At 70.1% G+C, this 24,060-nt stretch carries 17 protein-coding genes and 1 pseudogene; 14 read left to right on the forward strand and 4 right to left on the reverse strand.

Annotated elements, in window-relative coordinates:
• Nucleotides 1-354: 354 nt before the first annotated feature.
• From ACIRL2_RS28260 to ACIRL2_RS28280, 5 genes are all read left to right on the forward strand, one after another.
• Nucleotides 355-726 (forward strand): peptidase inhibitor family I36 protein, encoded by a 372-nt coding sequence (locus tag ACIRL2_RS28260; RefSeq protein ID WP_395868600.1) that lies wholly within the window; start codon nucleotides 355-357, stop codon nucleotides 724-726.
• Between the two features lie 381 nt (nucleotides 727-1,107).
• Nucleotides 1,108-1,812, forward strand: coding sequence for a hypothetical protein (locus tag ACIRL2_RS28265; protein ID WP_402235579.1), 705 nt, complete (start codon nucleotides 1,108-1,110; stop codon nucleotides 1,810-1,812).
• A gap of 799 nt (nucleotides 1,813-2,611) precedes the next feature.
• Nucleotides 2,612-2,809: a hypothetical protein gene (locus tag ACIRL2_RS28270; protein ID WP_395868596.1), complete on the forward strand. Its 198-nt coding sequence runs from the start codon at nucleotides 2,612-2,614 to the stop codon at nucleotides 2,807-2,809.
• A gap of 516 nt (nucleotides 2,810-3,325) precedes the next feature.
• Nucleotides 3,326-7,468, forward strand: a complete 4,143-nt coding sequence (locus ACIRL2_RS28275; RefSeq protein ID WP_402235581.1) for an AAA family ATPase — start codon at nucleotides 3,326-3,328, stop codon at nucleotides 7,466-7,468.
• On the forward strand, nucleotides 7,465-8,313 hold the full coding sequence (locus ACIRL2_RS28280) for a hypothetical protein (RefSeq protein ID WP_402235584.1): 849 nt from the start codon (nucleotides 7,465-7,467) through the stop codon (nucleotides 8,311-8,313). Before ACIRL2_RS28275 ends, ACIRL2_RS28280 begins: the two co-directional genes overlap by 4 nt.
• A 760-nt stretch (nucleotides 8,314-9,073) precedes the next feature.
• Here the strand turns inward: ACIRL2_RS28280 and ACIRL2_RS28285 are convergent.
• Nucleotides 9,074-9,508, reverse strand: a pseudogene (locus ACIRL2_RS28285) (MSMEG_6728 family protein); the annotation flags it as partial.
• Between the two features lie 440 nt (nucleotides 9,509-9,948).
• On the opposite strand from ACIRL2_RS28285, the gene ACIRL2_RS28290 reads away from it, so the two are divergent.
• Nucleotides 9,949-10,257 carry a DUF4190 domain-containing protein gene (locus ACIRL2_RS28290; protein WP_395868590.1) on the forward strand — a complete coding sequence of 103 codons (309 nt, stop codon included), beginning with the start codon at nucleotides 9,949-9,951 and terminating at the stop codon, nucleotides 10,255-10,257.
• Nucleotides 10,258-10,532: 275 nt separating this feature from the next.
• Here the strand turns inward: ACIRL2_RS28290 and ACIRL2_RS28295 are convergent, their stop codons facing one another.
• Together ACIRL2_RS28295 and ACIRL2_RS28300 are read right to left on the reverse strand one after the other, a co-directional pair.
• Nucleotides 10,533-11,375, reverse strand: coding sequence for an NAD(P)H-binding protein (locus ACIRL2_RS28295; protein WP_395868588.1), 843 nt, complete (start codon nucleotides 11,373-11,375; stop codon nucleotides 10,533-10,535).
• 788 nt (nucleotides 11,376-12,163) lie between these two features.
• Nucleotides 12,164-13,339, reverse strand: coding sequence for a MalY/PatB family protein (locus ACIRL2_RS28300; RefSeq protein WP_395868586.1), 1,176 nt, complete (start codon nucleotides 13,337-13,339; stop codon nucleotides 12,164-12,166).
• Between the two features lie 205 nt (nucleotides 13,340-13,544).
• On the opposite strand from ACIRL2_RS28300, the gene ACIRL2_RS28305 reads away from it, so the two are divergent.
• The 7 genes from ACIRL2_RS28305 (at nucleotide 13,545) to ACIRL2_RS28335 (ending at nucleotide 22,288) form a co-directional block, all read left to right on the forward strand.
• A complete protein-coding gene (locus ACIRL2_RS28305) occupies nucleotides 13,545-14,051 on the forward strand; it encodes an Lrp/AsnC family transcriptional regulator (protein ID WP_402235588.1) in 507 nt (168 codons plus the stop codon).
• A 417-nt stretch (nucleotides 14,052-14,468) separates the two neighbouring features.
• A complete protein-coding gene (locus ACIRL2_RS28310; RefSeq protein WP_402235591.1) occupies nucleotides 14,469-14,705 on the forward strand; it encodes a hypothetical protein in 237 nt (78 codons plus the stop codon).
• 251 nt (nucleotides 14,706-14,956) lie between these two features.
• Entirely contained in the window at nucleotides 14,957-15,961 is a 1,005-nt protein-coding gene (locus ACIRL2_RS28315) for a hypothetical protein (RefSeq protein WP_402235593.1), read from the forward strand.
• A gap of 403 nt (nucleotides 15,962-16,364) precedes the next feature.
• Nucleotides 16,365-17,849, forward strand: a complete 1,485-nt coding sequence (locus ACIRL2_RS28320; protein WP_402235595.1) for a glycosyl hydrolase family 18 protein — start codon at nucleotides 16,365-16,367, stop codon at nucleotides 17,847-17,849.
• A gap of 57 nt (nucleotides 17,850-17,906) precedes the next feature.
• Nucleotides 17,907-18,173, forward strand: coding sequence for a hypothetical protein (locus ACIRL2_RS28325; RefSeq protein ID WP_395868577.1), 267 nt, complete (start codon nucleotides 17,907-17,909; stop codon nucleotides 18,171-18,173).
• Between the two features lie 723 nt (nucleotides 18,174-18,896).
• Nucleotides 18,897-20,717 carry a hypothetical protein gene (locus ACIRL2_RS28330; RefSeq protein WP_402235598.1) on the forward strand — a complete coding sequence of 607 codons (1,821 nt, stop codon included), beginning with the start codon at nucleotides 18,897-18,899 and terminating at the stop codon, nucleotides 20,715-20,717.
• A gap of 743 nt (nucleotides 20,718-21,460) precedes the next feature.
• The gene (locus ACIRL2_RS28335) at nucleotides 21,461-22,288 is read left to right on the forward strand and encodes an MBL fold metallo-hydrolase (protein ID WP_395868573.1); all 828 of its coding nucleotides are present in this window, start codon (nucleotides 21,461-21,463) and stop codon (nucleotides 22,286-22,288) included.
• A gap of 368 nt (nucleotides 22,289-22,656) precedes the next feature.
• Here the strand turns inward: ACIRL2_RS28335 and ACIRL2_RS28340 are convergent, their stop codons facing one another.
• Nucleotides 22,657-22,995, reverse strand: a complete 339-nt coding sequence (locus tag ACIRL2_RS28340; protein WP_402235601.1) for a hypothetical protein — start codon at nucleotides 22,993-22,995, stop codon at nucleotides 22,657-22,659.
• On the opposite strand from ACIRL2_RS28340, the gene ACIRL2_RS28345 reads away from it, so the two are divergent.
• Nucleotides 22,990-24,045, forward strand: coding sequence for a WD40 repeat domain-containing protein (locus ACIRL2_RS28345; RefSeq protein WP_402235603.1), 1,056 nt, complete (start codon nucleotides 22,990-22,992; stop codon nucleotides 24,043-24,045). The two genes, ACIRL2_RS28340 and ACIRL2_RS28345, sit on opposite strands and share 6 nt — an antisense overlap.
• The last annotated feature ends 15 nt before the right edge of the window (nucleotides 24,046-24,060 follow it).

The raw sequence follows: 24,060 nt of genomic DNA on the forward strand, positions 1-24,060 counted from the left end.
CGCTCGAGGACGAACACGTGCCGTGGTGCCCATGCAGGTCGGCCCGCCACCACCTTCCACCCTCGGAAGCCTTCGCGGCCGTGACGGCGGAATTCGGCACCGCATGCCGATGCGCAGGCCAATGCGGCGCATGCGAGATGCTCGGCGACGCCGTCACCGCGGGTACGGCGCCACCGGAAGCCCACCCTCCGCAACCATCCTTTCGGGTGATCGTTGGCTCGGGCCTGCTTGGAGGTGGATGCGGATGCGTAGAACCCTGACATCGACCCGTCTCGGACCGCCGACGCCGCGAGTGGGCGACAGGGCCGAAATGCGTTTCGTCGGCGCCTTCGGGATGTGAAAGGAAGTGGCATCATGGCCTTCAGGACGCGCAGCGCCGCAGTAGTCACCGCATTGCTGGTCGGAGCCGTCACGATCTCAGCCCCATCTGCGACGGCACGGACGGACGCGTCGGCGTGGCCGTGCAACTCGAACAAATTCTGCATCTATTACGGTACGAACGGCACCGGCGCGCACTACGAGCTTGAGGACGGCGCCTCCGACCTGAGTGTCTTGTCGGGCCGGTTGAACGACCACGTGTGGTCGGCCCGGAACAACACCAAGGACGACTGGTGCCTGTTTCGCGATGCCGGGTACAGGAACAAGATCCTCAACATCCTCGACGGCCAGAGCACGAACCTGCCGTCGCCGCAGAGGAACGAGGTGAGTTCCGTCCGGCGGTGCTGACCGCGTCCGCAAGCAATACGCGAAAGGGCGCCTCGACCGGGTCGACACAAGATTGTGCGACCACCCGGGCAGCGGTAACACCGTCTGCCCGCCGCGCCGATCGGCGGATCGGGGCGCCAAAGCACCCTGCGACAGGCCGTCAAAGGAACCCCGTGATCGACCTCGTTGCCCCACGAGCGCGACACGGTCATGTCCATCGCAACGAGGCGTCGGGGCCGTCCGTCGCGGGCGGCGCTCGACGATCGGACAACGGGCGCGTTGTCATCGATGTTGCCGAGAGCCCTGGTGATGTGACTTCATGGGAGTCTCGATGAGTGTCCGGGTCGAAGTCGTCGCACGGGTGGCTCTTGCGCGGCGTTTGCAGAGTCACGATGGAGGGGCATGTTCGAGCGCATGAGGGCGAGTTGGGCCGCGCGTAGAGACGCGAACGATGCCCGCCTGGCCGGTCTGACGCCGGACGCGACGGCGATGGCGGTACGAATCGCCCGAGAGATGGTGTACGGCAGGCGTATCCAGGCAAAGTACGACCGACGGGTTTGGAAGGCCAACCGCCGGAACCCGGAGGTACCTCGAACAGCCCGTCCAGGTATGGAATCCGTCAAAGAAGCGAAGCGCGAGCTTCGCCGGGCACGGCGAGACGATCGCCTGCTGCGACGGGCGCATCGACGAGGGCGCAACGCGACGACGAGGACCGGGGATTCGTCACCATCGGGCCTTGACGCCCAGTTCTTCGAGGCCAAAGTCGACCATCACGTCGCGCATTTCGGAGAGTTCGCCGCGAGAGCCGGCATGCAACACTTCGGCGAAATCACCAGATTCGAGGAGGCCAGGAATCCTCCGGACGCCTCCGCCGCGATCTCCTCGGTAACGCGCGACCCGTCTGCCCGAGTACGCACCGCGGACACCGTGCCGGCCCTCTCCGTCGTGGCCCTGGGCCTCAAGCCCGCCGCGTGGAAGGCACCGCGGACGCCACTGACGCCGTCACAGGTCAACCATCGCCGTTCCGGCGTGGAGATCACCCCCTTCGTCACCGAACAAGGATCCCGCAAGGGCGCCATCATCGAGCGAAAACTCTGGCTGTCGTAGTCGCACGGCGATCACCGGCCACGCGGGCAACGCGCCTGCATTCACGGAACGGCGGGTTCGGAGGCAGGCCGTGCGCCTGGTCGTTTCCGCCGCCGATGTGTTCGAGGCGGGTTCCGGCGTCGGCCGGCGCACGGCGCGCCTGGCGTTCGTCGCCCGGCGACCGCCCGGGGCCGCGCGGCCGCGTGCCTCGGCCCCGACAGCCGCGCCGGCAGCGCCGTGCGTGGATTCCTGCGGCGCTGGCTCCGGCGCAGGCGAGGTGCGGCGTCGGGTCCGCGTCGTGGGAAGACGGCCCGGGTGGCGAGGCCGGAGATGACATGCGCGGCGAAGGCGGTCTCGCCTGCGGCCTTGGCCATGCGCAGGGCCGGGACGAACTGCCGTTGCGCTGCACCGTGGACGCCGGATAGCAGAGTTGTCGCTGGGCTGCCCGGCGGAAACCGGACCCGGCCCTCCTCCTGATCCACGGCGACCACCTCGGCGGTGACCCGCTGCCCGACTTGCACAGCCGCAGAGGGACTCCGACGCCAGGACGTGTCCAACGACAAGTTGCTCGGCGAGCCATCCCCGGTCCTGACCCCCGCGGCTCACTCGTGCCGGTGGGAGTGGATGGCGGGCAGTCCCAGACGAATGACTGTCTGCCGTGCAGCTGCTTGTCGATCCAGTCGGGCGGGCTTCCCTGCCGCCGTGCGCGCGGCCTCGTGTCACCGCCGTCACCGTCGGCCATGGCCGGTGCAACCACCCGGGCAAGCCGGCGGCCCCACAAGCCGGCCTTCACCTTCGCCACCAGACGCTTCTGCCGGCGATGACCGCGTACGGCGTGGCGAGCTGCCCGCAGGGGCTGCTGAGCTTCTACGCCGACGACGTACGCACCGAACTCGGCGGCACCGCCGGGAAACTGCTGGTCGGGATCTCGTTCGGATACGCCGACGACTCCGCGCCGGTGAACCACATCGACACCGGACGTGCCGCACTGGGGGAGACCACGACATTCCAGGAATGACGGTGAAGGAGCGGGACGGCTTCGCGTCGTCCACCAGGCCCGCCGGATCGAACGGCGCGGGCGAAAGTCCTTCCTCGAACGGCTCCCACCGCCCTTCCGACTCGGCGCCGGGGACGACGAGTGCCGGTTCCACCGCCGGCGCCCCTGACCCACACCGCTGTTGGTGGCCGCCGTGTGGGCGGGTGTCGCCGGGCTTGTACAGCCGCTATCGGCAGTGACCTGCGTCCGCCGGCGGATGAACGTCGGCGACAAGGTGAGGGCGGCCAAGGATCTCGACGGGTGGGTGCAGGCGGCGGTGCCGAAAGCGGGATCAGACGGTCGTGTTCCTCCGCGCGGATCGGCACGTTGCACCGGTGCGCGTCCTCGACCGGGTCCTGCGCCCGGTCTCGGCGCCTGCCCGCGGGAACCGGGAAGTCTCCCGGCGTTGTTGGGCTGTTCGTCGTTGTTGCGTCCTTTCGAGGGTGCGGTCGGGCAATGTCTGCCAGGCTGGTGTCTCCTGTCGGGTGGGGGGCGTGAGTGGGGGTTGTCCGAGCGTTGGTGGTGGGGATCGGGCGCTTCGCGGCGGGGATCGGCGAGGTTCCGGTCGGCGCGGTGGCGTGGTCGGACCTGCCGTTCGTGGACGAGGTGGTGCCGCCGGTCACGGCGGCGCTGAACCGCCTGGGCTACACCACCGAAGTGCACAGGGACGTGGGCGCCGCCGCGTTGCGCACGGCGGTGGACGAGGCATTGGGCGCCGCCCGGGTCGTGTATGTCGCGTCGCACGGGGACGCGGATGCCGCCAACCCGTACCGGGTGGACGTGGTGCCGGCCGACGCGTGCGTGGGTCGAGGCACGAACGTCGCGCAATGGGTGGACGACGCGCAGCGATTGGGGTCTCCGACGCTCTTCCTGTTCGACCTGTGTCGGTCGGGGCGGGCGGCGTCGTTGCCGCACATGGTGCACGGATCGGACACGCCGGCGTACGCGTGGGTGATGACGGCTTCGGGTGCGGGGCAGGACGCGTACGACGGGCGGTTCAGCGTCGCGTTGGCCGAGGTGTTCGAGGAGGTGGCCCGCACGGGGTTGGACACTGATCCCGCCCGGTCGCACGTACCGTTCTCGAAGGTGGCCCGACGGGTGGCGCAGCGGGTGGAGCGTATGCCCGGGATGGTGCAGAGCGTGCAGAGCACGGCGATGGTGCTGGCCGAGGACGAGCCGAACCTGCCGTTCTTTCCCAACCCGGTCCACGACCCCGACGCGGCGCGCCTGGCCGGTGTCGAGCCCGCGCTGCGAGTGTTTCTCGATCCCTCGGACGTGCGGCACTTCACCGACAAGGCCGGGGTGCGGTTCACCGGCCGGCGCTCGCAGTTGCGGGTGCTCGCGCCGTGGTTGGACGACGTCGCGGTGGGTGGCCTGCGGGTGGTGACGGGCAATCCGGGAGTGGGCAAGTCTGCGCTGTTGGGGGCGTTGGCGTGTGCGTCGCATCCCGAACTGGTCGCGGTCGCGGGGCATGTGCGCGAGCGGCTGGACGCGCGGGACGCGTCGGGGTGCCCGTCGATCAACGACCTCCTGGCCGCCGTGCACGCCCGAGGGCGCACGTCGGCCGAGGTGTTCGCGTCGGCGGCCCGTCAACTCGGCATGGATCCCGGGCCGGACGTGCTCATGGACGCGACGGTGTTCATCGCTCTCCTGCCCGCGACGGGCGAGGTTCCGGTGGTGATCGTGGACGCCTTGGACGAGGCTTCGGAGCCGGTGGCGTTGTGCGCGAACCTGGTCCGACTGGTGGGCGTGGCCCGTGCCGACGGCACGCCCGCGGTACGCCTGTTGGTGGGGACGCGGCGCAGGCCGATGTTCACCCCGCTGCTCGACCGCGCCATCGATGTGGGCGGCCTGCTGGACCTGGACGACGCCCATCCCGACGAGGTTCGCGAGGACTTGGCGGACCACTTGGGAGCCCGCCTGGCCGACATCTCCGCGTTCGGCCCGCCCCGGATGCGCGCGATCCGTCATCATCTCGCCCGGGCGATTGCCGATCGCCTCGCCCCGAACCCGGATCGCCGTGCGGAGTGGGGCGCGTTCCTCGTGGCCGGGATCTTCACTCGTCACCTCACGCAGGTCCCCGCACCGGCCGACCCGGACACGGCCGGGCGGTTGGGGAGTTCGGCGCCCACCACACTGCCGGCGGTGCTCGACCTGGATCTCGCCTCGCGTCCGGACGGTCCGGGCGTCCGCGCCATCCTGTCCGCACTGGCCCTGGCCCGGGGTGCGGGGATGCCCTTGGAAGTGGCGCTACCCCTGGCCGGATTGTTCGCCGACGTCGATCCCGATCGCGCCCGAACGCTGGTCTCCGAGGCGTTGTTCTACCTGCGTGCGACCCCCGACCACGACGACACGCTGCTGTACCGCCTCTTTCACCAGGGACTCGTCGATCATCTCGTGCGACAGTCGACGACGGACCCCCTTGCTCCCACGCCCGATGACGTCCTGGAGCACTTTCTTGCGACGCACACCACCCACGACGGCCACGTGCGCAGCTGGGACACCGCCCCTCCGTACCTCCTGCGGCACGCTCCGGCGCACGCCGAAGCCGCGGGCCGCCTGGAGGAACTCCTCACCGACACGGAGTACTTGGTCCACGGTGACCCGATCGCCCTCGTGCGTGCCTTTCCTCGCGCCGGCGGCACCGATGCGCTGTCGGCGCGTGCCGTCTACCGCGCCTCGATCGGCGTGCACCGTCAGGCCGATCCCGGCACCCGCCGGCGGCTCCTGGCCACCGATGCCATTCGCTACCGAGCCGCCGCTCCCGCGAGCACGCTCGACGACCGGATCGAGACCGGCGTGTGGACGACCGTCGCCGCCACCGGTGGAATCCTGAACCCCGCGCTTCGCGACACCATGACCGGACACACCGATCTGGTGGTCGCGGTCGCGTGCAGTGTGGTCGGCGGGCGTCCCGTCGCCGTCACCGGCTCCAACGACCGCACCGTGCGGGTCTGGGACCTCACGACCGGCACACCGTTGGGCGAGCCCGTCATCGGACACACCGGTGCGGTGGTCGCGATCGCGTGTACGGTGCTGGGCGGGAGACCCGTGGCCGTCACCGGTTCCAAGGACGCCACCATGCGGGTCTGGGATCTCACGACCGGAGCACCTGTGGGTGAGCCCCTCCTCGCCGGACACACCGGTGGGGTGGTCGCGATCGCGTGCACCGTGGTCGCCGGGCGGCCCGTCGTCGTCACGGGTTCCAACGACACCACCGTGCGAGTCTGGGACCCGACCACCGGCACACCCCTCGGCGAACCCCTCACCGGACACATCAGCACGGTGGTCGCGATCGCGTGCACCGCGATCAACGCGCGGCCCGTCGCCGTCACCGGCTCCCACGACGCCACGGTGCGGGTCTGGGACCTCACCACCGGCACGGCGCTGGGCGAACCCCTCACCGGGCACACCGACTGGGTGAGAGCCGTCGCGTGCACCCTGGTCGACGGACGCCCCGTCGCCGTCACCGGCTCCGACGACCGCACCGTGCGGATCTGGGACCTGACCACCGGCACATCCCTGGGTGAGCCCCTCACCGGACACACCGGCGCGGTGCGCACGGTCGCCTGCACGGTGATCGATGGACGGCCCGTCGCCGTCACCGGCTCCGACGACGACACCGTGCGGATCTGGGATCTGACCACCCGGACACCCCTCGGTGAAGCCCTCACGGGGCACACCGGTGCGGTGATCGCGGTCGGTTGCACGAAGCTCGAAGGGCGGCCTGTCGCCGTCACCGGCTCCGACGACCGCACCGTGCGGATCTGGGACCTCACCACGCACACACCGCTCGGTGAACCTCTCACCGGACACACCGACTGGGTCGACGCGGCCGCGTGCACGGTGGTCGGCGGGCGTCCCGTCGGTGCCACCGGCTCCCGTGATGCCACCGTGCGACTCTGGGACCTGGGCACCGGCACACCGCTGGGTGAACCCTTCATCGGACACACCGACTGGGTGGTCGCGGTCGCGTGCGCGGTGGTCGGTGGGCGGCCCGTCGCGGTGACCGGCTCGTGGGATGCCATCGTGCGGGTCTGGGATCTGAACACCGGTACACAACTCGGTGTACCCCTGACGGGGCACACCGGCGGGGTGGTCGCGGTCGCGTGCGCGGTGGTCGGTGGGCGGCCCGTGGCCGTCACCGGCTCCGACGACGACACCGTGCGGATGTGGGACCTGACCGCGCACGCTCAACTCGGCGAACCGCTCATAGGACATGCCGACTGGGTGAGAGCCGTCGCGTGCACGACGATCGCCGGCCGGCCGGTCGCCGTCACCGGCTCCCACGACGCCACCGTGCGGGTATGGGACCTGACCACGCAGACTCAACTCGGCCAACCGCTCAAAGGACACACCGACTGGGTGAGAGCCGTGGCGTGCACGACGATCGACGGACGACCCGTCGCCGCCACCGGCTCCAACGACCGGACCGCGCGCGTCTGGGACCTGGCCGACGGACGGTGTCTCGACCGGATTCCCCTGCCCTCGGCGTGTGTGGCTCTCGACTGGGGCCCGGACGGTCGCCTGTTCGCGGGCTTCGGCCGGGACATCGCGGTATTGCACCGAAAGCCGCACCACCCGGGCGAGCGCCCGGTGCATGGAACAGGCACCGACTTCTTCCCCAGGGAGAGCTCGTGACAGCGGCGATCGTCGGCGTGCACGGCATCTGGAACCGCCGCCGCGGCGAGACTCCCGAACAAGCCGCCGAAACCCTTTCCCGGATCTGGGCCACACACCTCGCCACCGCCCTGCGACGCGCCGGAGGCGGCGCGTCGCCGCCGGACGTGTCCGTGGCGTACTACGCCGACCTGCTGGTCAAGTCCGGCCGCCAAGGCGCCGGCGACGACCTCGACCACCTCGACCCGTCCGAGACCGAATTCGCGCATCAGTGGTTGGACACGTTCGACCTGCCCCGGGGGGTCGCAGCGGGCGAGTCGACCGTCGAGGTGCGCCAGGCCGTCGAGACCCTCGCCCGCATGCGCCTTCTCGGCCCACCCGCCACCAGGTGGTTCGTCGCGGGGTTCTGCCGGGAGGTCCCCGCCTATCTGAAGAACCCCGACAGCCCGGCCCGCGCCGCCGCCCGGGCCAGGGTCACCGACGCCATCGAAGGAACCGGCGCCCGCGTCGTGATCGCCCACTCCCTCGGATCCGTCGTCGCCTACGAGGCCCTGTGGGCACGCCCCGACCTGAGGATCGACCTCCTGGTCACCCTCGGCTCGCCCCTGGCCCTGCCACACGCGGTCCTGCCCCGCCTTCGCCCGGCGCCCATCGACGGCCGCGGCGCCCGCCCGCCCGGAGTGGCCCGCTGGGCCAACCTCGCCGACCCCGGCGACATCGTCGCCGTTCCCAGGGGCGGGATCGGCCGTACCTTCGAGGGTGTCGACACCGACGAGCACACCGTCATCGGCGCCTTCGACTTTCACCTCGCCAAGAACTACCTCGCGCACCAACGCCTCGGCGAAATCCTGAACCCCACGCTCTGACACCTCCGAACCGGCACATCACGAGGCTCGGTCGAGCGCACCGGTACCAGAGCTTCCCGAGCTTCCCGATCTTCCCGGACAAGGCGACCGCGAGTTCCATTCGGAAGGTCGCGGACTCCTCCTGCGGGAAGCAGGTCCGTGGCAACGGCAGTTCGGCTGCCGCGCTCCGCGCGTTCATGGGCGACCGCCAAGCAGCACCGGATCGTGCCGAGCGACGGTCCACGCTGAGGCATCCGCGGTCGGCTCACGTCGCCCGCAGCCGCAGGACGGGTACCCCCTTCGGACGTGCGGGCCGAATCGGGCCGTCACCGTGGTTCACCACGAGCAGTCCCGGTTTTCCCCAGCGATCCACGATCGGCTGGCCGGGCCGCAGAAAACGTACCCGCACCGGTGCTCTCGCCTGGTCGTGCACGGCCTGGAGGGTGGCCGGGTCCGGTGCCCGGGCAATCGACCCGCCCGTTGCGGGAGTGTCCTCGGGGACGGGCACCCGGGTGCTGTCCGTGGCCTCGTTCGCGTCGGGCAGCGGCGTGCCGGTGAACCACACGGTGGGCCCCGCCCGCCCCAGGCTCACGAGCAGTGCGAGGTCTCGTCCCTGCGCGCCAGACGCCTCGGCCTCGAAGTCGCGTCCCCGGGTGATCGCCCGAAACGCCCCTTCCTCCAGCGTGGTTGCCCGATCGCGATCCAACACCTGCAACGCGGGGGCCAACTCGAACGCGGCCGCCGCTCCCACCGGCATCGGCCACCGGGGGAAACAGGGGAGCGGCCACACATACGGCAGATCGGCGGGCACATCCGGCCCGTATTGCCGCCGGTATCGTGCCTCGTCCTTGGCCACCAGCTTCGATCTATGGCTGAGGTGCAGGGCTTCATCGCCCAGCCACGGCGGCAGCATGCCCTCCCGGTACAGGCGGGGCCGGTGCGGGACGCGACCCGCGGTGAAGTCGAGCAGTTGCGCGGCGACCGTGTCGCGGAATCCACGACGGGTCCACTCGGCGCACATGGCGAGGCCGTAGCAGACCAGTGCCGGGACGAATCCCCGCCACATCGCGACGGCGGGGTGATGTTTCCAACCGTAGGTCGGCCAAACCAGCGCCCGCAGGATCTGGAAGGTCTCCACGCGCTGCTTGCCGAGTCTGCGATCGTCGAGTGACCTCGCGGTCGCCTCGAACCCGGGGTCGGGCAAAAAGGTCTGCACATCCGCTCCTTCGCAAGGATCGGATTCGAGTACCCGATCCGACACCGCGGAACCGGTTGTCGACCGGCGCCGTGCGCGTGCGGAACGACAGCGGTGTGGGCAAGGGCGCCCGTCACCCGATCTGCGCCGAGAGCGCGCGCGTCCCGTGCCACACCGCACTCGTAGACGAGATCTGCGGCGATGCGGAGTGCATCCCGCGGCCGGATCCTGGGCTGGTATGGGGGCTCCCGACTCGGATCGGAGGCGCTTCCCGCCGATCCCTCGGGATCGTGGTCAGGCGGTCGAGGTCGCGTATCGGCCTGTTCCGTCGGGGAGTTCGTATCGCGGCCGTTCGCTGTTCGGGTGCTCGGTACGCATTGTCGTCGGCATGGGAATCCCGCGTCGGGGCAGGCGTCGGTCAGGCAGGCACGACATTCGATCAGTACGGGAAGGGCGTCGACATGACGGGCTATGGCGGTTCCTACGAACGCACCGGCCGGGCGGCATCGGGGGCTCGCACCGGCACCAACGGTCTCGCGGTGGCGGGTCTGGTGTGTGGGGTCGTGGGCGTGTTCCTGTTCAACATCATCCTTGGCCCGCTCGCCGTGATCTTCGGTGCGGTCGGGCTGCGGCGCAGCCGTGCGGGCGCGGGTGGGCGGGGCATGTCGATCGCCGCGATCGTGCTCGGTGTTGTGGACGTCCTACTGTTCGTGGTCCTCCTGATAGCGGCAGCGAACAACGGCGGCAGTTTCTACTTCAACTACGGCTGAGCGCCCTACGGTCCGCGCGTAATCGACGGCGGAGCCACACCCATTGCAAATCTTGGGTGCGGCCCCGCCGTCGATTCACGCGCTTGAACCACCACTCGATCGATCCCGCGCCTGCGGGCGTTCCCAGTCCTGAGCCGGTGCGGCCGTCCACGCGCCGGACGTAGTCGCCGGCATGCGGTGGCAGCTGATCCCGCCGCGGCGCCGGTCCGTCGTTCGCCGGCCGTTCTCCTGTGTCCGGACAGGGGTGGGGAGTCGGGGGCGGGTTCGTGCGCAGGTCAGGAGAAGTCCGCGCGATGGTCGGTGGCCCATTGGGCATAGGTGCGTGCGGGGTGTCCGACGAGTCGTTGGACCGTGTCGTTCACCGGCGCGGCTGTGTCGACGGTGGCGGCCATCAAGTCGAACAGGGCGTCGACGAATGGGGCGTCCAGGAAGCGGCTCATCTGTTCGCGGACGGGGCCGTCGTCGAGTTCCTCGAGGGCCAAGGGGCGCCCCAGTGCCTCGCCGAGGACGCGCACCTGCTCGGTCTGGGTGAGGGAGGCGGGGCCGGTGAGGTCGTAGGTGCGTTGGGCGTGGCCGTCGCCGGTGAGGACGGCCGAGGCCGCCTCGGCGACGTCGCGCTCGTGGACCACGGAGGCGGCGGCACCGGCATACGGGGCGCGGACGATGTCGGATTCCTTGAGCTGCGGGGCGAAGCTCAGCGTGTTGATGGCGGGGAACAGCAGGCGCAGGAAGGTCCAGTCGAGACCGCGGGCGACGACGGCCCTTTCGACTCCGGCGTGGTAGGCCGCGATCACGTCGGACTGCACGGAGTCCGCGTCGCCGACCACCGCTCCCGAGGAGAGGAACACGACGTGCCGGACCCCGGCGACGGCGGCCTCGGTGAGCAGGGTGCTCGGGTCCATTCCGTAGGGAAGGACGAGGAAGACCTTCTCGACGCCGTCGAGGGCCGGGCGCAGTGATGCGGCGTCGGTGAGGTCGCCTCTCACCACGTCGACCCCGGCAGGCAGGCCGGCGTTCTCCGGCGTGCGGGACAACGCCCGGACCTTCGTGCCTGCGGCGGCAAGGGTCTCGACGGTCTCACGCCCGAAATGCGCGGTTGCTCCGACGATCAGAATCACGACGGCTCCATAAGGGTTGGGCTGCTTGAACGGCACGACTGTAGCCACGCATGCGGAAGGTTCCGTTCCTATATGGAGCCCGGCCCGGAGCGGCATCAGCGCGTGACGCGTCCATCGATCGGGGTGCTTCGCGCACCGCGGCCGAGCTGCGCGAGGACTTGGGCAGCGCGCAAAGGGGCCTCGAAGCCGCCTGGGCGGGGTGTACGGCCGACGACTGGGGCCGGCCGGTTCGCTTTCGTCATGCCACCGTGCTGGACACGGTGAGGGCGCGTTGGCGGGAAGCCGAGTTCCGCGCGGTCGATCTGGGCCTTGGCTGCTCTCCTCGCCATTGGTTTGCCGAATTCGCGCTCCACGCCCTCTCCTTCCTTGAGCCGAGGACACCGAACGGAGTCCGACTCGTCCTGCACACGGACGATGCCGCGTTCACCCCTACTTCGGGGGCGGGGGAGCCGGTGGAGGTCCGCGGGGCGCCGGCCGATGTGGCGGCATGGATGACGGGCCGGGCGCCGGCCGGGGACTGCGGGTGTCGACGGGAACACCGCCGGAACCGGGACCCTGACCACCCGACCCGGCGGACTGACCGTTTGGCGTGGAGGTTGTCCGCCGCACCCCCGACGACCGTGGCCGCGGCTTCACGGTCGTCGCCTGGCGCCGGATCGTTGAGCGCTCCCTCGGCCGGCTCGTGCACCATCGTCGGCTCGCCCGCCACTACGAGACCTGTCCACGCCGTTCCGAAGCCACGATCCGGCTTGCGATGATCGACCTCATCCTGGCCGGCGCGCGCTCGGCTACCTCGTCGCCGGGTCGGGGGCGCGTCGGTCGACGGCGGTGCGCATGCGGTGCAGGATCTCTTCGAGGACTCCTCGGGAGGTGGCGAAATTGAGGCGGGTGAAGCCGTCTCCGCCGGGTCCGAAGTCGGAGCCGGGGCTGAGCCGGACCCCGGCGTGGTCGAGAAAGAACGCGGTCGGATCGGTGTCGAGTCCAAGCGCGCGGCAGTCCAGCCAGGCCAGGTAGGTCGCCTCGGGAAGGTGGTGGCGAATCCCGGTGGGCAACGACTCGGCGACCATGCGGCGGTTGCGGGTGAGGGTCGCCCGGGCCTCGGCCAGCCAGGCGTCGCCCTCCTGCCACGCCGCCAGGGTGGCCAACACACTGAGCGAACTCACCTCACCGAACAGCAGGGGCGGCTGACTCTCCAGGGCCCGCCGGACGCGCTCGTCCCCGACGTGCGCGACCGAGCAGCGTAGACCCGCCAGATTGAACGCCTTGCCGGCCGAGGTCAGGGTGACCGTGCGAGCGGCGGTGTCCGGGCTCAGGGAGGCGATCGGGATGTGCCGGTTCGGCTCGTAGGTGAGGTCGGCATGGATCTCGTCCGAGATGACCAGGAGGTCGTGGCGGGCGGCGATCTCCGCCAACGCGGAGAGCTCCCGATGGCTCATCACCCGCCCGGTGGGGTTGTGCGGGTTGACCAGCAGGAGTACCCGGCAGCCGTGACGGGCCACGTCCTCGGCCAATCGCTGCGTGTCGAAGGACCAGCCGTCGCCGTCGTCGACCATCGGGATCGGGAGAAGCCGACGATTCATGTCGGTCAGGGTCTGCAGGAACGGCGGATAGGCCGGCACGTGCATCGCGACGGTGTCCCCGGGACGGGTCGCGACATGGAGAACGACCTGGAGCGCCTGAATCAGGTCCGTGAACAGACGCACGTGTCCGGGGTCGAGCACGAAGTCGTGGCGGCTTTTCATCCGTTCGGCGAAGGCCTGGTTGAGCGGGTTCGCTTCGGGGTGGTCGTCCCACGCCGGGTAGCCGAGGTCGGCGTCGAGATTGCGCAGGAGCGCGTCACGCACCGGGGCCGCGACGGGGAAGTCCTGATCCGCGATCCACGCCGGCAGAACACCGGGCGCGACCGCGCCCCACTTGACGCCTGGCCGCTGCCGCAGGGACTCGAGGGTGACAGCGTCGAACACAGGGGGCTCCGATCCATTGAAGGCCGGCCGCAGAGCAGGGCGCCGGCGCCTCGCCCGCCCGTCCATCGGGGGGCGGTCGCAGGGATGCTGCGGTGGCGGCGGGAAAGCCGCTCTCGGGCGCGGAATGCGCCTGGGTTCGATGATCGTAGGACGGACAGCGGTCCATGCGATTGACGATTTTGGCGGCTTGGTGCAACTTTATTGCGTGCCCCCGACCCCCTTTCTCGACGAGATCGATCACTTGCTGCTCGACCTCGTGCAGACCGACGCGGCCCAGCCCCTGCACGAACTGGGTGACAAAGTGGGACTGTCGCCGAGCGCCGTACAGCGCAGGATGAGCCGACTGCGCCGCACGGGCGTGATCCGGGCCGAAGTCGCCGTCGTCGATCCACAAGCGGTGGGACTGGGCCTAACGACGGTGGCGCTCGTGGAACTGGTGGAGAACGACGACGCGCAGCACACGGCCTTCTGCGCACGGCTGCGCGCGGAGCCGACGGCACAGCAGTGCTACTCCGTCCTCGGCCAATGGGACTACGTCGTCGTGCTGGTGACGCCCGACCTCACGGCATACCGCGAGGTGTCCCGGAAGCTCTTCATCGAGGACAAGACGGTGCGCAGGTACGAAAGCCTCCTGACGCACGAACAGGTCAAGTCGGGATTCAAGCTTCCGCTCCCCGGCACCGGGGGGCCGGGGAGCGCGGGTCATCCGTGACGTCGTCTCGCGCTCTGCCGGCGCTGCGGGCGCTGCGCGAGGGCCGATGCGGACGGGACCGCCGGACCGTACGGGGCGCGGCGTCTGCCGCAACGGCCGGTCTGCGGGCGGCAATGCCGCCGGCGCGCCGCCGGCCGGGGACCGGACGACCGCGCACACGGGCCGATCGGCTGCGGCGACACATTCGACGGTAAGGCGTCGGGTGACAGTCGATTGTCCGTCGAGATACGTGGAGTCCACAGGCCGGCCGCAGACCGCCCCCCGTTGGTTGACTACGTGCTGCGGTCGGACACCGGAGCGCGTCTCCTCCAGGGGGCACTCATGCCGACGGCCGTCATCCTCCGCGACGGCAGGGTGGTGGCCGGGGCCCTGGTGGCCCGGCGGGGACCGAACGCCCCTGAACGGTACGGTTCGGCGATGAACGCCGTCGAGTGGAATTTCACCGATCGTACGGAGATCTCCGGCGGGGTACAGGTCGATGACTACCTCTGTGGCTCGCCGACTTGGCAGAAAATCGGGCAGAGCCCACAGCAGAACCAAGTCGCCATTGCCCTGGGGCCGGCCTTCCCGACCGTCGACGGGCGCGTTACGGAACCGCTGGCACCGGGGCCGCCGGAGCAGATTCATTTGGTGACGGTAGCCGCCTTGGAGTAGATCGGTCGGGACCCCGGAAAAGCTGAGGTCCCGGCCGGCCGACTCAACGACTCGGACTGACCGTGATCGCCGCCGGACCGGGCGCGCAGGGCCGGTTGTTGGGTTCGTCGTGGGTCGTGGGTCGTGGTCGTGGTCGCCGGTGTCGTCGAGGGCCGTGCTCCTCGACCCTGCTTCAATGATGGAAGCTCCAGCGTCATTCTCGATCAAGGAAACAATCCATTGCACCGGACACTCAAGCTGCTGCGGTCACCATGGTGATCACCGAAGACGACGTGAGTACCGCGACGCTCGTTGCCGGGATGGCGTGCCCATCCTGGCGTCGTGACCTCTACCTGACGTTGGAAACCCCGAACAACACCGCGCCACTGAGGAACGCGATCGAGCGAGCGGCGGCGACTGCGGCCGTGTCCGCCGCGGAACTTCGCCGGATCGTCGAGACGGTGGTCGCCGAAGGGCACGAAGACCTCGGCGCCGGATTCCTCGACAACCCGAGCATGTCCGAGGCGTACCTTCTCCAACTGTGCGACCGTGGCGTGCTCATCGGTGCGTTGGGGCATCGCACCGGGCCTCGAAGCCTGCTGTTGCGCATGTGTGAGGTCCACCGGTACCCGGAGTCGATCCTGACCGTGGGGCTGGAGTTCTATCGCGATCCCGCCGTCCGGCCCGACGAGTTCGCCGCCTTCGTCCGCCGGTACCACGATGTCCCGGGTGGTTGGCTGCTGCGGGCGCTTGCCGAGATCGATCCCGACTCGACGCGCAAACAGACCGCGTACGAAGACATACTCGGCGCCGCGTCGACGGACCTCGCGTGGAACGCGGCCGCGTTCCACGCCCGGCACCTGGCGAACGCGGAGGCAAGCGACGCCGTCCGACTCGCGGACTTCCTCGACCGGCACCCCCACGCGCACGTCCTCGCCCTGGTGCTCGAGTCGCCCGTCCCGGACCCGGCACGCAACGAACTGCTCGAAGATCGCGCCTGCGCCTCGACCGACCCGCACGTCGCCGACGCGCTCCGCCGCCGCGAACACCGCAGGCTCGCGTCCAGTTCGTCCCTCGACGCAGAGGAAGCCGCCATACTCGCCGCCGGCGATGCCCCGGACGTCCTCGTCCTGCTGGCCGCCAATCCGCGAACCCCGCGCCCGATCCTGCGCGAGTTGAGCCGCCGACGCGCATCGCGAGGCGCCCGAGCCATCCGCAACGCCGCCACGGATACCCTCCGCCGCACAGCCCGAGGCGAAGAACCTCCCGCACCCTGACACGTCCGAACGCGCGGCACGCGGCGCCGGCCGGGTTTCGTCCTGCGGATCATGTGCGGAGCCGGATGATCAATGCCGCGCCTACCGCGGCGCTGCTCAACGCCGCGTCGTCGGGGAGGGGGCGTAACGAAGGATGAATATTTCCAGGCTTCTGCCGTCGAGGGTCGGATGTCGTGGAACTCTGGTCCAGACCAATCTGGTTCAGACCATTGACCGGTGGTTCGGACCTTTCCTAGGCTCAGGCAGCCGCGACGGGTATGTCGAAGCTCACGACGCGCCCGCGTGGCGGCGCAGCGTCCCCGCACGTTCGGACCGAGTTCGAGGAGTTCCCTTGAGCACAGGCACCGCACGACCCGTCGCACACTCGCGAGACCCCGACCGGCCGGGCACCAGGCGCGGTCGTATGCTCATCGCTCTGCTCACGACCCTGCTGTTGCCCCTGGGGGCCATGGTCGGCCTGACCGGGCCGGCCCATGCCGAGGGCACCGGCGGCTCGGAGACGTCCGAACGGGGCTCCGACTGGGGCAGGGACCGGCCGCCGACCGCGCCGGGCAGGCCCCACGCGAGCCACGTCACCGACACGTCGGTCAAGCTCTCCTGGCGCGCGGCCTGGGACGACCGGGGCGTGCGGAACTACGACGTGCTGCGCGACGGCGTCAAGGTCGCCACCGTTCGACACACGTCCTATGTCGACCGCGGCCTCAACACCGGGACCGGCTACACCTACACCGTCGTCGCGCGCGACACGAGGGACCAGGTCGGTCCCGCCGGCGCCCCCCTGAAGGTACGCACCACCGGCGAAGCGAAGATCAAGCTGGGTTACTTCACCAACTGGGGCCCCTACCTGGCGAAGAACATCGACACGTCCGGCACGGCCCGCAACATCACCCACATCAACTACGCGTTCGGCAACGTCGTCGGTGGCAAGTGCGTGGTCGGCGATCCCTGGGCCGACTACCAGAGGCCCTACGCCGCGGCCGACAGCGTCGACGGGGTCGCCGATACCCCGGAGCAGCCGCTGAAGGGCCACTTCAACCAGCTGCGCGAGCTGAAGAAGAAGTACCCGCACATCAAGATCCTCTACTCGTTCGGTGGCTGGACCTGGTCCGGCGGCTTCACCGAGGCCGTGCAGAACCCGGCCGCGTTCGCCGAGTCGTGCCACAGCGTGGTCGAAGACCCGCGCTGGGCCGACGTGTTCGACGGCATCGACCTGGACTGGGAGTATCCGAACGCGTGCGGTCTGACCTGTGACGCGAGCGGCTTCGGGTCGATCAAGACCCTGCTGGACGCCACGCGTGCCCGCTTCGGCACCGGCAACCTGGTCACCGCCGCCATCACGGCCGACGCCGCCCCGGGCGGCAGGCTCGACGTCGCCGACTACGGCGGCGCCTCGGGGGCCGTGGACTGGTACAACGTGATGACGTACGACTTCTTCGGGCCGTGGATGGCGCAGGGCCCGACCGCCCCGCACTCGCCGCTGACGTCGTATCCGGGTATCCCCGTGCCGAGCTTCAACTCGGCGGACGCCATCGCCAAGCTACGGACGAAGGGCGTACCCGCGAAGAAGCTGCTGCTCGGCATTCCCTTCTACGGCCACGGGTGGACGGGCGTCACCCAGAGCGAACCGGGCGGGACCGCGACCGCGCCCGCGTCGGGTGACGGAAGCTACCGCGCGCTCAAGGTTCGTTGCCCCGCCACCGGCCTGGCCGGCGGCACCTCGTACGGCCACTGCGGCAACGAATGGTGGGGCTACGACACCCCGGCCAGCCTCGCCGTCAAGACGAAGTGGGCCAAGGAACAGAAGCTGGGCGGCGCCTTCTTCTGGGAGCTGAGCGGCGACACCGAGAACGGCGAACTCGCCGCCGCCCTCAACGGCGGACTGGGATAACCCACCCGCCGCACCCGAGAACGGTCGCGGCCGGACCCAGCGAGGCCGGCCGCGACCGTGCCCCACCTGCAACTGTGGGGCGACATCGGCAGGATCGGGGACCCGTTGAACGTGTCCGTGCCCGGCGACGGGAACCCGCACGATGTCGATCTCGCCACCCCGTTCCGGGCCCACGCCGCCACCAACGGATCCGACCGGTTCGTCGCCGAGCTCTACACCGGTAGCGACACCGATGGCGAACCCGCACACACCCTCGCCAAGGGGCAAACCGCCGTCTTCGCCGGCGGCCACGACGTGGAAGCGATCCGCTTCGTCGAAGGGTGAGAGCACCCCGGACCGCCGGCAACCCGCACGACGCGTCGCTCGAGAACCACTCCCGCGCTTCTTCCCCGCGTACGACGTCACACCCGGCCGGTCCCGCGACCCGCCGGTGAGGTCCCACGAGGCTGCTGTTCGAGGCGAGTACGTGGTCGGCGACACGGCCGGTTTCGGCCCGCGGGTCGGCAGCACCGAGGCCCGGCGCCCGCCGCGCCGCTGTACCCCGGCCGGATCGTGCCGCGGTCGACCGGCGGCCTGCGGGCCGCCGAATCGCGGGACCACTGCGCCCGTGGGCCGGTTCGCCCCGGCGAACCGGCCCACGGCCGGGAGGTCGCCGCTGGAATCAGTCGCGGGCCCAGGCTCGACTTCCGCCCCTTGGAGCGTGATCGGGGGCAGGCCAGGGCGATGACGGCGGTCGCGGTGGGGGACCAACGGGTGACGTCGGTGTCGATCAGGACCTGGGCGGCGTCATCGACAGACCCGATGTCCGAGTGGCGCGTGCTCTTCCTGTGGGGATGTGGGCCCTCGCGGAGCCAGGTCCTGACAGGTGCGGCACGCAAGGGCCGTCTTTTCGCGAGGGCGGATGGCGAAGGGCCGGACGCCACCCGGATGGCCGGGTCGGTCTGCCGGGCGAGAGCGCGGCGACGGGTACCCGCGCCTTGGCGTACGTGCGGTTTCGCGGCTCGGTATGCTTCGCGCCACGCCACGTGCGGCGGATCGGGAGGCCGAGTGAGTTCCAGGCGTTCTTCGGTGCCCCGTTCGGCGGACGGTGCCGATGTCGGCGAAGACGACGAGTTCGTCGTCAGCGGACTGCACAACCGCGCCGAGGGCGGCTTCAACCAGGTCGACATCACGGTCGAACGCTTGCCCGCTCCGGGCGGGGAGACGGCCCCGATCCTCCGCGTCGAGCGGGTGCAGAAGACCGCCGGAGACGCCTACGACTTCGTTGTCCTGCCATCCGGGGCGGTGCATCAGGCCGTCTCCGGTCACCCCGCGATGAGCTGGGTGGACCCGCTGGTGTACCAGTGGACCGATGGCGATGGCCGGGTACACCAAGAGCTCCTGCATGCCGGGGACACCGAGGCGACGCAGGCCGATCAGAGGGACGGCGAGTCCGCGCAGGCCGAGTGCTATGCGGACATGGCCGGCGTGGAGACAGCCCGGCTCGAACAGGCCCAGACCGCGGTGATCGATGCCATGCGCGACCCCGCCCGCCAGGAACACCCGCTGGTATTCGACGGCCCGTCGACGTGGGACGCCGGCCGGGTACCGGCGTTTTGGCGGTTGTTCGGCGAACTCGAGCGGCGGATCCCGGGCCTGCTCAGGTCCTGGGGAGTCCCCCCGATCGAGGAACTCCGCGCCGTGCTGGGGCCGCACATGCCCGCCACAACATCCGACGGCCCGCCGCGAATCGTGCACAACGACCCCAAACCGGGTAACCGTCTGCACAACGGCGTCCTGCATGCCGTCATCGACTGGGATATGGCCGCGGTCACCCGTGCCGCCCCCTCGCACGCCGCGGTGATGGACCTCGCGCAGGAACTCAACCTCACCGGACGAAACGCCCTCGCCCCGACCACCACGCCGCAGCAGTGGCGCCCCACCGCGGACCGCTGGATCCACGCCAACCCCCAAGCGGGCGTGGGATCCGCCGCCACCCGCGCCACCCACCCCCAACAGGGGCACATCCCCTCGGACCATTTCGCGCGGGAGAGCGCCTACCGGTTGGCCTACTCCTTCGCCTGTGACCTCCTGCGCGGCACCGAGGGTCGCCTGTCACCGGACATAGGTGCGCGGGCCACCCGCTCCCTGCTGACGATCCTGGGCCTGCCCGCCGCTCCCGCGGAACGCATCGCGGCCGACCTCGCCCACACCGCCGGGCGGTTCCCGGTGATGCGGGCCTGGGAACTGCGCGGCGTCCTGCCCACCCCCGGCCCATGGAACGCCGCCGACCGTGCGGCCGCGCAAATCACGATGAACACCGGGATGTTCACCGCCCTGCGGAAGATCAACGGGGCGCAGATCCAGGCCGCGGCGGAAGTAGCCCGCCTCAGCGGGCGGAACGCCCGGCAGGTGCTCGACGGCACCGAACTGTCAACGTCCGTCGCACCGCGCCTTGCCGCGGATACCAGTGCCGCGTTCGGCCTTGACATCGCTCTGCGCCGGGCCAACCTCGACCGCCGCGCCACCGAGGCTCTGGTGCGCGGCGCCCAGTCCGGCCAGGTGTCGCTCAACGACCCGACCACCTGGGGGCGCGCGCCTGGCATGCCCCACCAACATCAGGCCCGATTCACCCCGGCCCGCCACGACCGCTCGCCCTCGGCAGGCACCCCCACGACACAACCGGCCCCGTCAATCGCCCTCGTGAACACGTCGGCCGCCAAAGGCTTCTCGCCGGTGCGCGCATTCGAAGCCAAGCCGGCACTTCGCTCGGAAACCGCCCCCAACGCCCCGCACGCCGGGATCGGCACCGGGCATGACCCGGGTCGAACTGCCGCATACGACAAGGGATTCGGGCACAAGCCGACCCGCCCGTCGCGCGGGCGATGAACGGCCGGCCGACCAACCGTGCGGTACTCGCGGCCGGTGCTCCGTCATGCGCCTACCGGGTCCCACCGCGATTGCCCTCCTGCGGTCGTGGACGGTCAGGATCGGCCGGCTCGCCCGGCACCAGCTCTCGCCGTCGAGCTCTGCGGCGGCCTCGTCCAAGGCATCCCAGCCCAGTTCGTCGGGGATGCCGGCACGGAGTGTCCGGGGCAGCGGCGTCACCATGTCGATCTCGGTCAGTGGCTCGGCCGGTTCCGGCATCGGTGCCGCGCTGCGGCCGGCGTCCTCCAGTCTGCGGAGGGCCGAGATCACGTCCTCCAGGCCGCCTGTCGAGGCCGTCCCCAGTGACGCGGCGAGGGTTTGACAAAACGTGGGCTGCACGGGCTGCTTCGGAGAGGTGATGCCGCCGACTATGACAGCGCCTGCCGACGGTCGTATCGGGGTCGGTTCGTCCAGGATCCAAGGGACATCCGCATCGATACCTCGGTACCGGATGTCGACGGAATTCGCCCCGCGCCGGTGTGGTGGTGTCGGCGGTCGGGTCTAGCGTGCGAGTCCTGGCAGTAGGGCTCGGAGTACGTCGAGCCGGTCCCTTCTCCGACCCCGGGGCCCTGAGGGCGGCAGCCGAACCGTCCGCCGGTCGTGAGGTTCGCCGTCCCGGCCGGTGTGCCGGAAGGCACATACCACCACCGTCAGGCCATACGGTCTCGACAAACGGTTGGCAATCACAAGCGGAAGGAGTCCCCATGCTGAGGCGGGTCGCGGAGGGCGTGCTGGTCCACCAGAGTGCGTTGCTTCGGAACAACACCGTTGTCGTGCAGGGCAGGGCGGGCGTGTTGGTCGTCGACCCCGGCATCACGGGCGACGAGATGGCCTGCCTCGCGAACGACCTTCGCGAGTTGGGTCAGCCCGTCGTCGCAGGCTTCGCGACGCATCCCGATTGGGATCACGTGCTCTGGCACGCCGATCTCGGCGAAGCGCCCCGTTACGGTACGGCCGGCTGTGCGGCTCATATGCGGGATGTGCTGTCGAACGCGGACTGGAAGGCCCGCGTCGCCGAGGGATTGCCGCCGGAGATCGCCGAGGAGACACCGCTGGACCTGTTCGGCCTCGTCACCGGTCTGCCCGCCGGAACCACGTGGATTCCCTGGGACGGCCCTCGAGTCCGGATCATCGAGCATCCGGCTCATGCCCCGGGCCACGCGGCGCTGTTGATCGAGGAACGCGGCGTTCTCGTCGCCGGCGACATGCTTTCCGACGTCCTGATTCCGATGCTCGACGACACCGCCGACCCGATCGAGGACTACCTCGTCGGACTGCGGCTGCTCGAGGGCGTGGCGGGCGAGGTGGATGTCCTCGTCCCCGGTCACGGGTCCGTCTGCGGGGCCGACCGGCTACGCGCACGCATCGACCGGGATCGGGCGTACGCCCATGCCTTGCGGGAGGGTCACACTCCCGACGACCCGCGCATCGGCCCAGCGGCAGAGCCCGGCTGGGAATGGGTGCGTGACATTCACACGGGGCAACTCCGGCGCCACGCCCAGAGAAGCGAGCACGACGGGACGCCCGGCTAGCGATCGGAACCTGTGTCAGATCCCGGATTTGAGGGTCGGTTGAGTCGTACGCCGGTGGGGCGTCCGAGGACGTCGGGCAGGCCGGGAAGCGGGATTGTCCGGGGTGCGGCGAGCGGCTGCGGCCGGGAGCGGGACCCCGGGCGGTGTACTGCTCGGGGGCGTGTCGGGCCAGGTCGTGGGGGAGAGGGCGGCGTCTGCGGTTGCGCACGGTCGCCGAGACGCGGCGTGGGCGAGGCAATGTGCCCGGTGTGCGGGGCGTGCCGGGTGGCCGGGGTGGACCGGCGCTCGACGGCGCTCCATTGCTCGGGTCGGTGCAAGGTGAGGGCCTGGCGCCCTGTCGACTGAACTATCCGCGGTATTTTCGCAGGTCAGGGCATGTTTCTGTGAGCGCTCCTGCGGCCGGATCCGGCGCAGCGGACACGGCTTGCCGAGATCAGCGAGAACCTGGCCGCCCGCATCGCCGAGGCCGAACGCGAAGCGTGGCTCGGCGAGATCGAGGGACTGCGGATCAGCCTCGCCGCGGCGCCCGCGACAAAATCGCGCAGCTCGACGCCGAAGTAGCCCGGCGGCAGCAGCGCGTGGACCTCGGCGTCCCGACGTTCCGCCGAATTGCCGGCCTGACCGTCGGGGACGAGATCTGTTAATGCTGCATCGATCTGATGTCCGGGTTCTGGCCGGCCGTCGATCTGCGGCAGTAGCCAATGCACCGGCCTCAGTGGAACCGTGCATCGGCTAGATTCCGCTGCATGCCTGACAACTCGCCCCTGCTGGCCAGCAAAATACCTTCCTCGACGCGAATCGAGGACCTCGCGGTGGTAACGATGAACGGCGATCCCCTGGTCGTCTGCGTGGATGTGTCCTACCGCGTGTGGACCTGGGATCCGTTGCGGGATGTCTGGCGGCAACGGCCACTGCCGTTCGGATACGACCAAGACATCATCGACGACTACCCCGATGCCGAAAACCAGATCGACCAGGTGGCGGTGACCGTTGCCGGCGGGCGCGTGGTGCTGGCCGCCGGTCACGACGAACAGCCCGTCTCCTTCTGGGACTTGGAAACCGGTGAGCTGCTTCGCCGCGCAACCCTTGGCGAGGACGACTACCTTGGGGCCGTCGCCACCGTGCGGGGTCCGGGGCCGGCCCGGTTCGTGTCCTCGGGACACAACTCCGATGTCCTCCTGCTGTGGGAGGAGCCCTTCGACTCCTGGACACTGCTTGCGGAGGACGTGCACGTCTGGAGTCTCGCCACCGCGGAGATCAACGGCCGCTCACTGGTCGCCGGAGCCGATGGATCGAGCGTGTTGGCCTGGGATCTCGCCCGACCCGACCGGAAGCAAGTATTCAACACGACCGAGTCGACTTGGGCCGTCTCGTGGTCCCGCGTCGAGAACCGACCTGTGGTGGTCGCGGCGGCCGATCCCGGGCAACTGTGGGTCTGGGAACTGCCCGACACGGCCGAAGACCGCGAACATGAGGACGACGCGATCAAGCCGCGGTACGAGCCGATCAACGGCCATGACGGCCGGATCGAAGCGGTGGACACCGCCATGGTCGGCGGCCGGCCCTTGGCGGTGACCGGATCCGAGGATGCGACCGTGCGCGTCTGGGACCTGGCCGAAGGCGTCGCGGTCGGCGGCCGACTGGTCGACCACGAAGGCCGCGTGCTGGCCGTAAAGACCGCAGTGCTGCGTGGCCGCGATGTCGCGCTCAGCGCCGGCCAGGACGGCGTGATACGCGTTTGGGGTCTGCCCACATGATCACGAGCCGCCCCA

This window comes from Embleya sp. NPDC127516 (genome assembly GCF_044765325.1).
Taxonomy (GTDB): Bacteria; Actinomycetota; Actinomycetes; order Streptomycetales; family Streptomycetaceae; genus Embleya.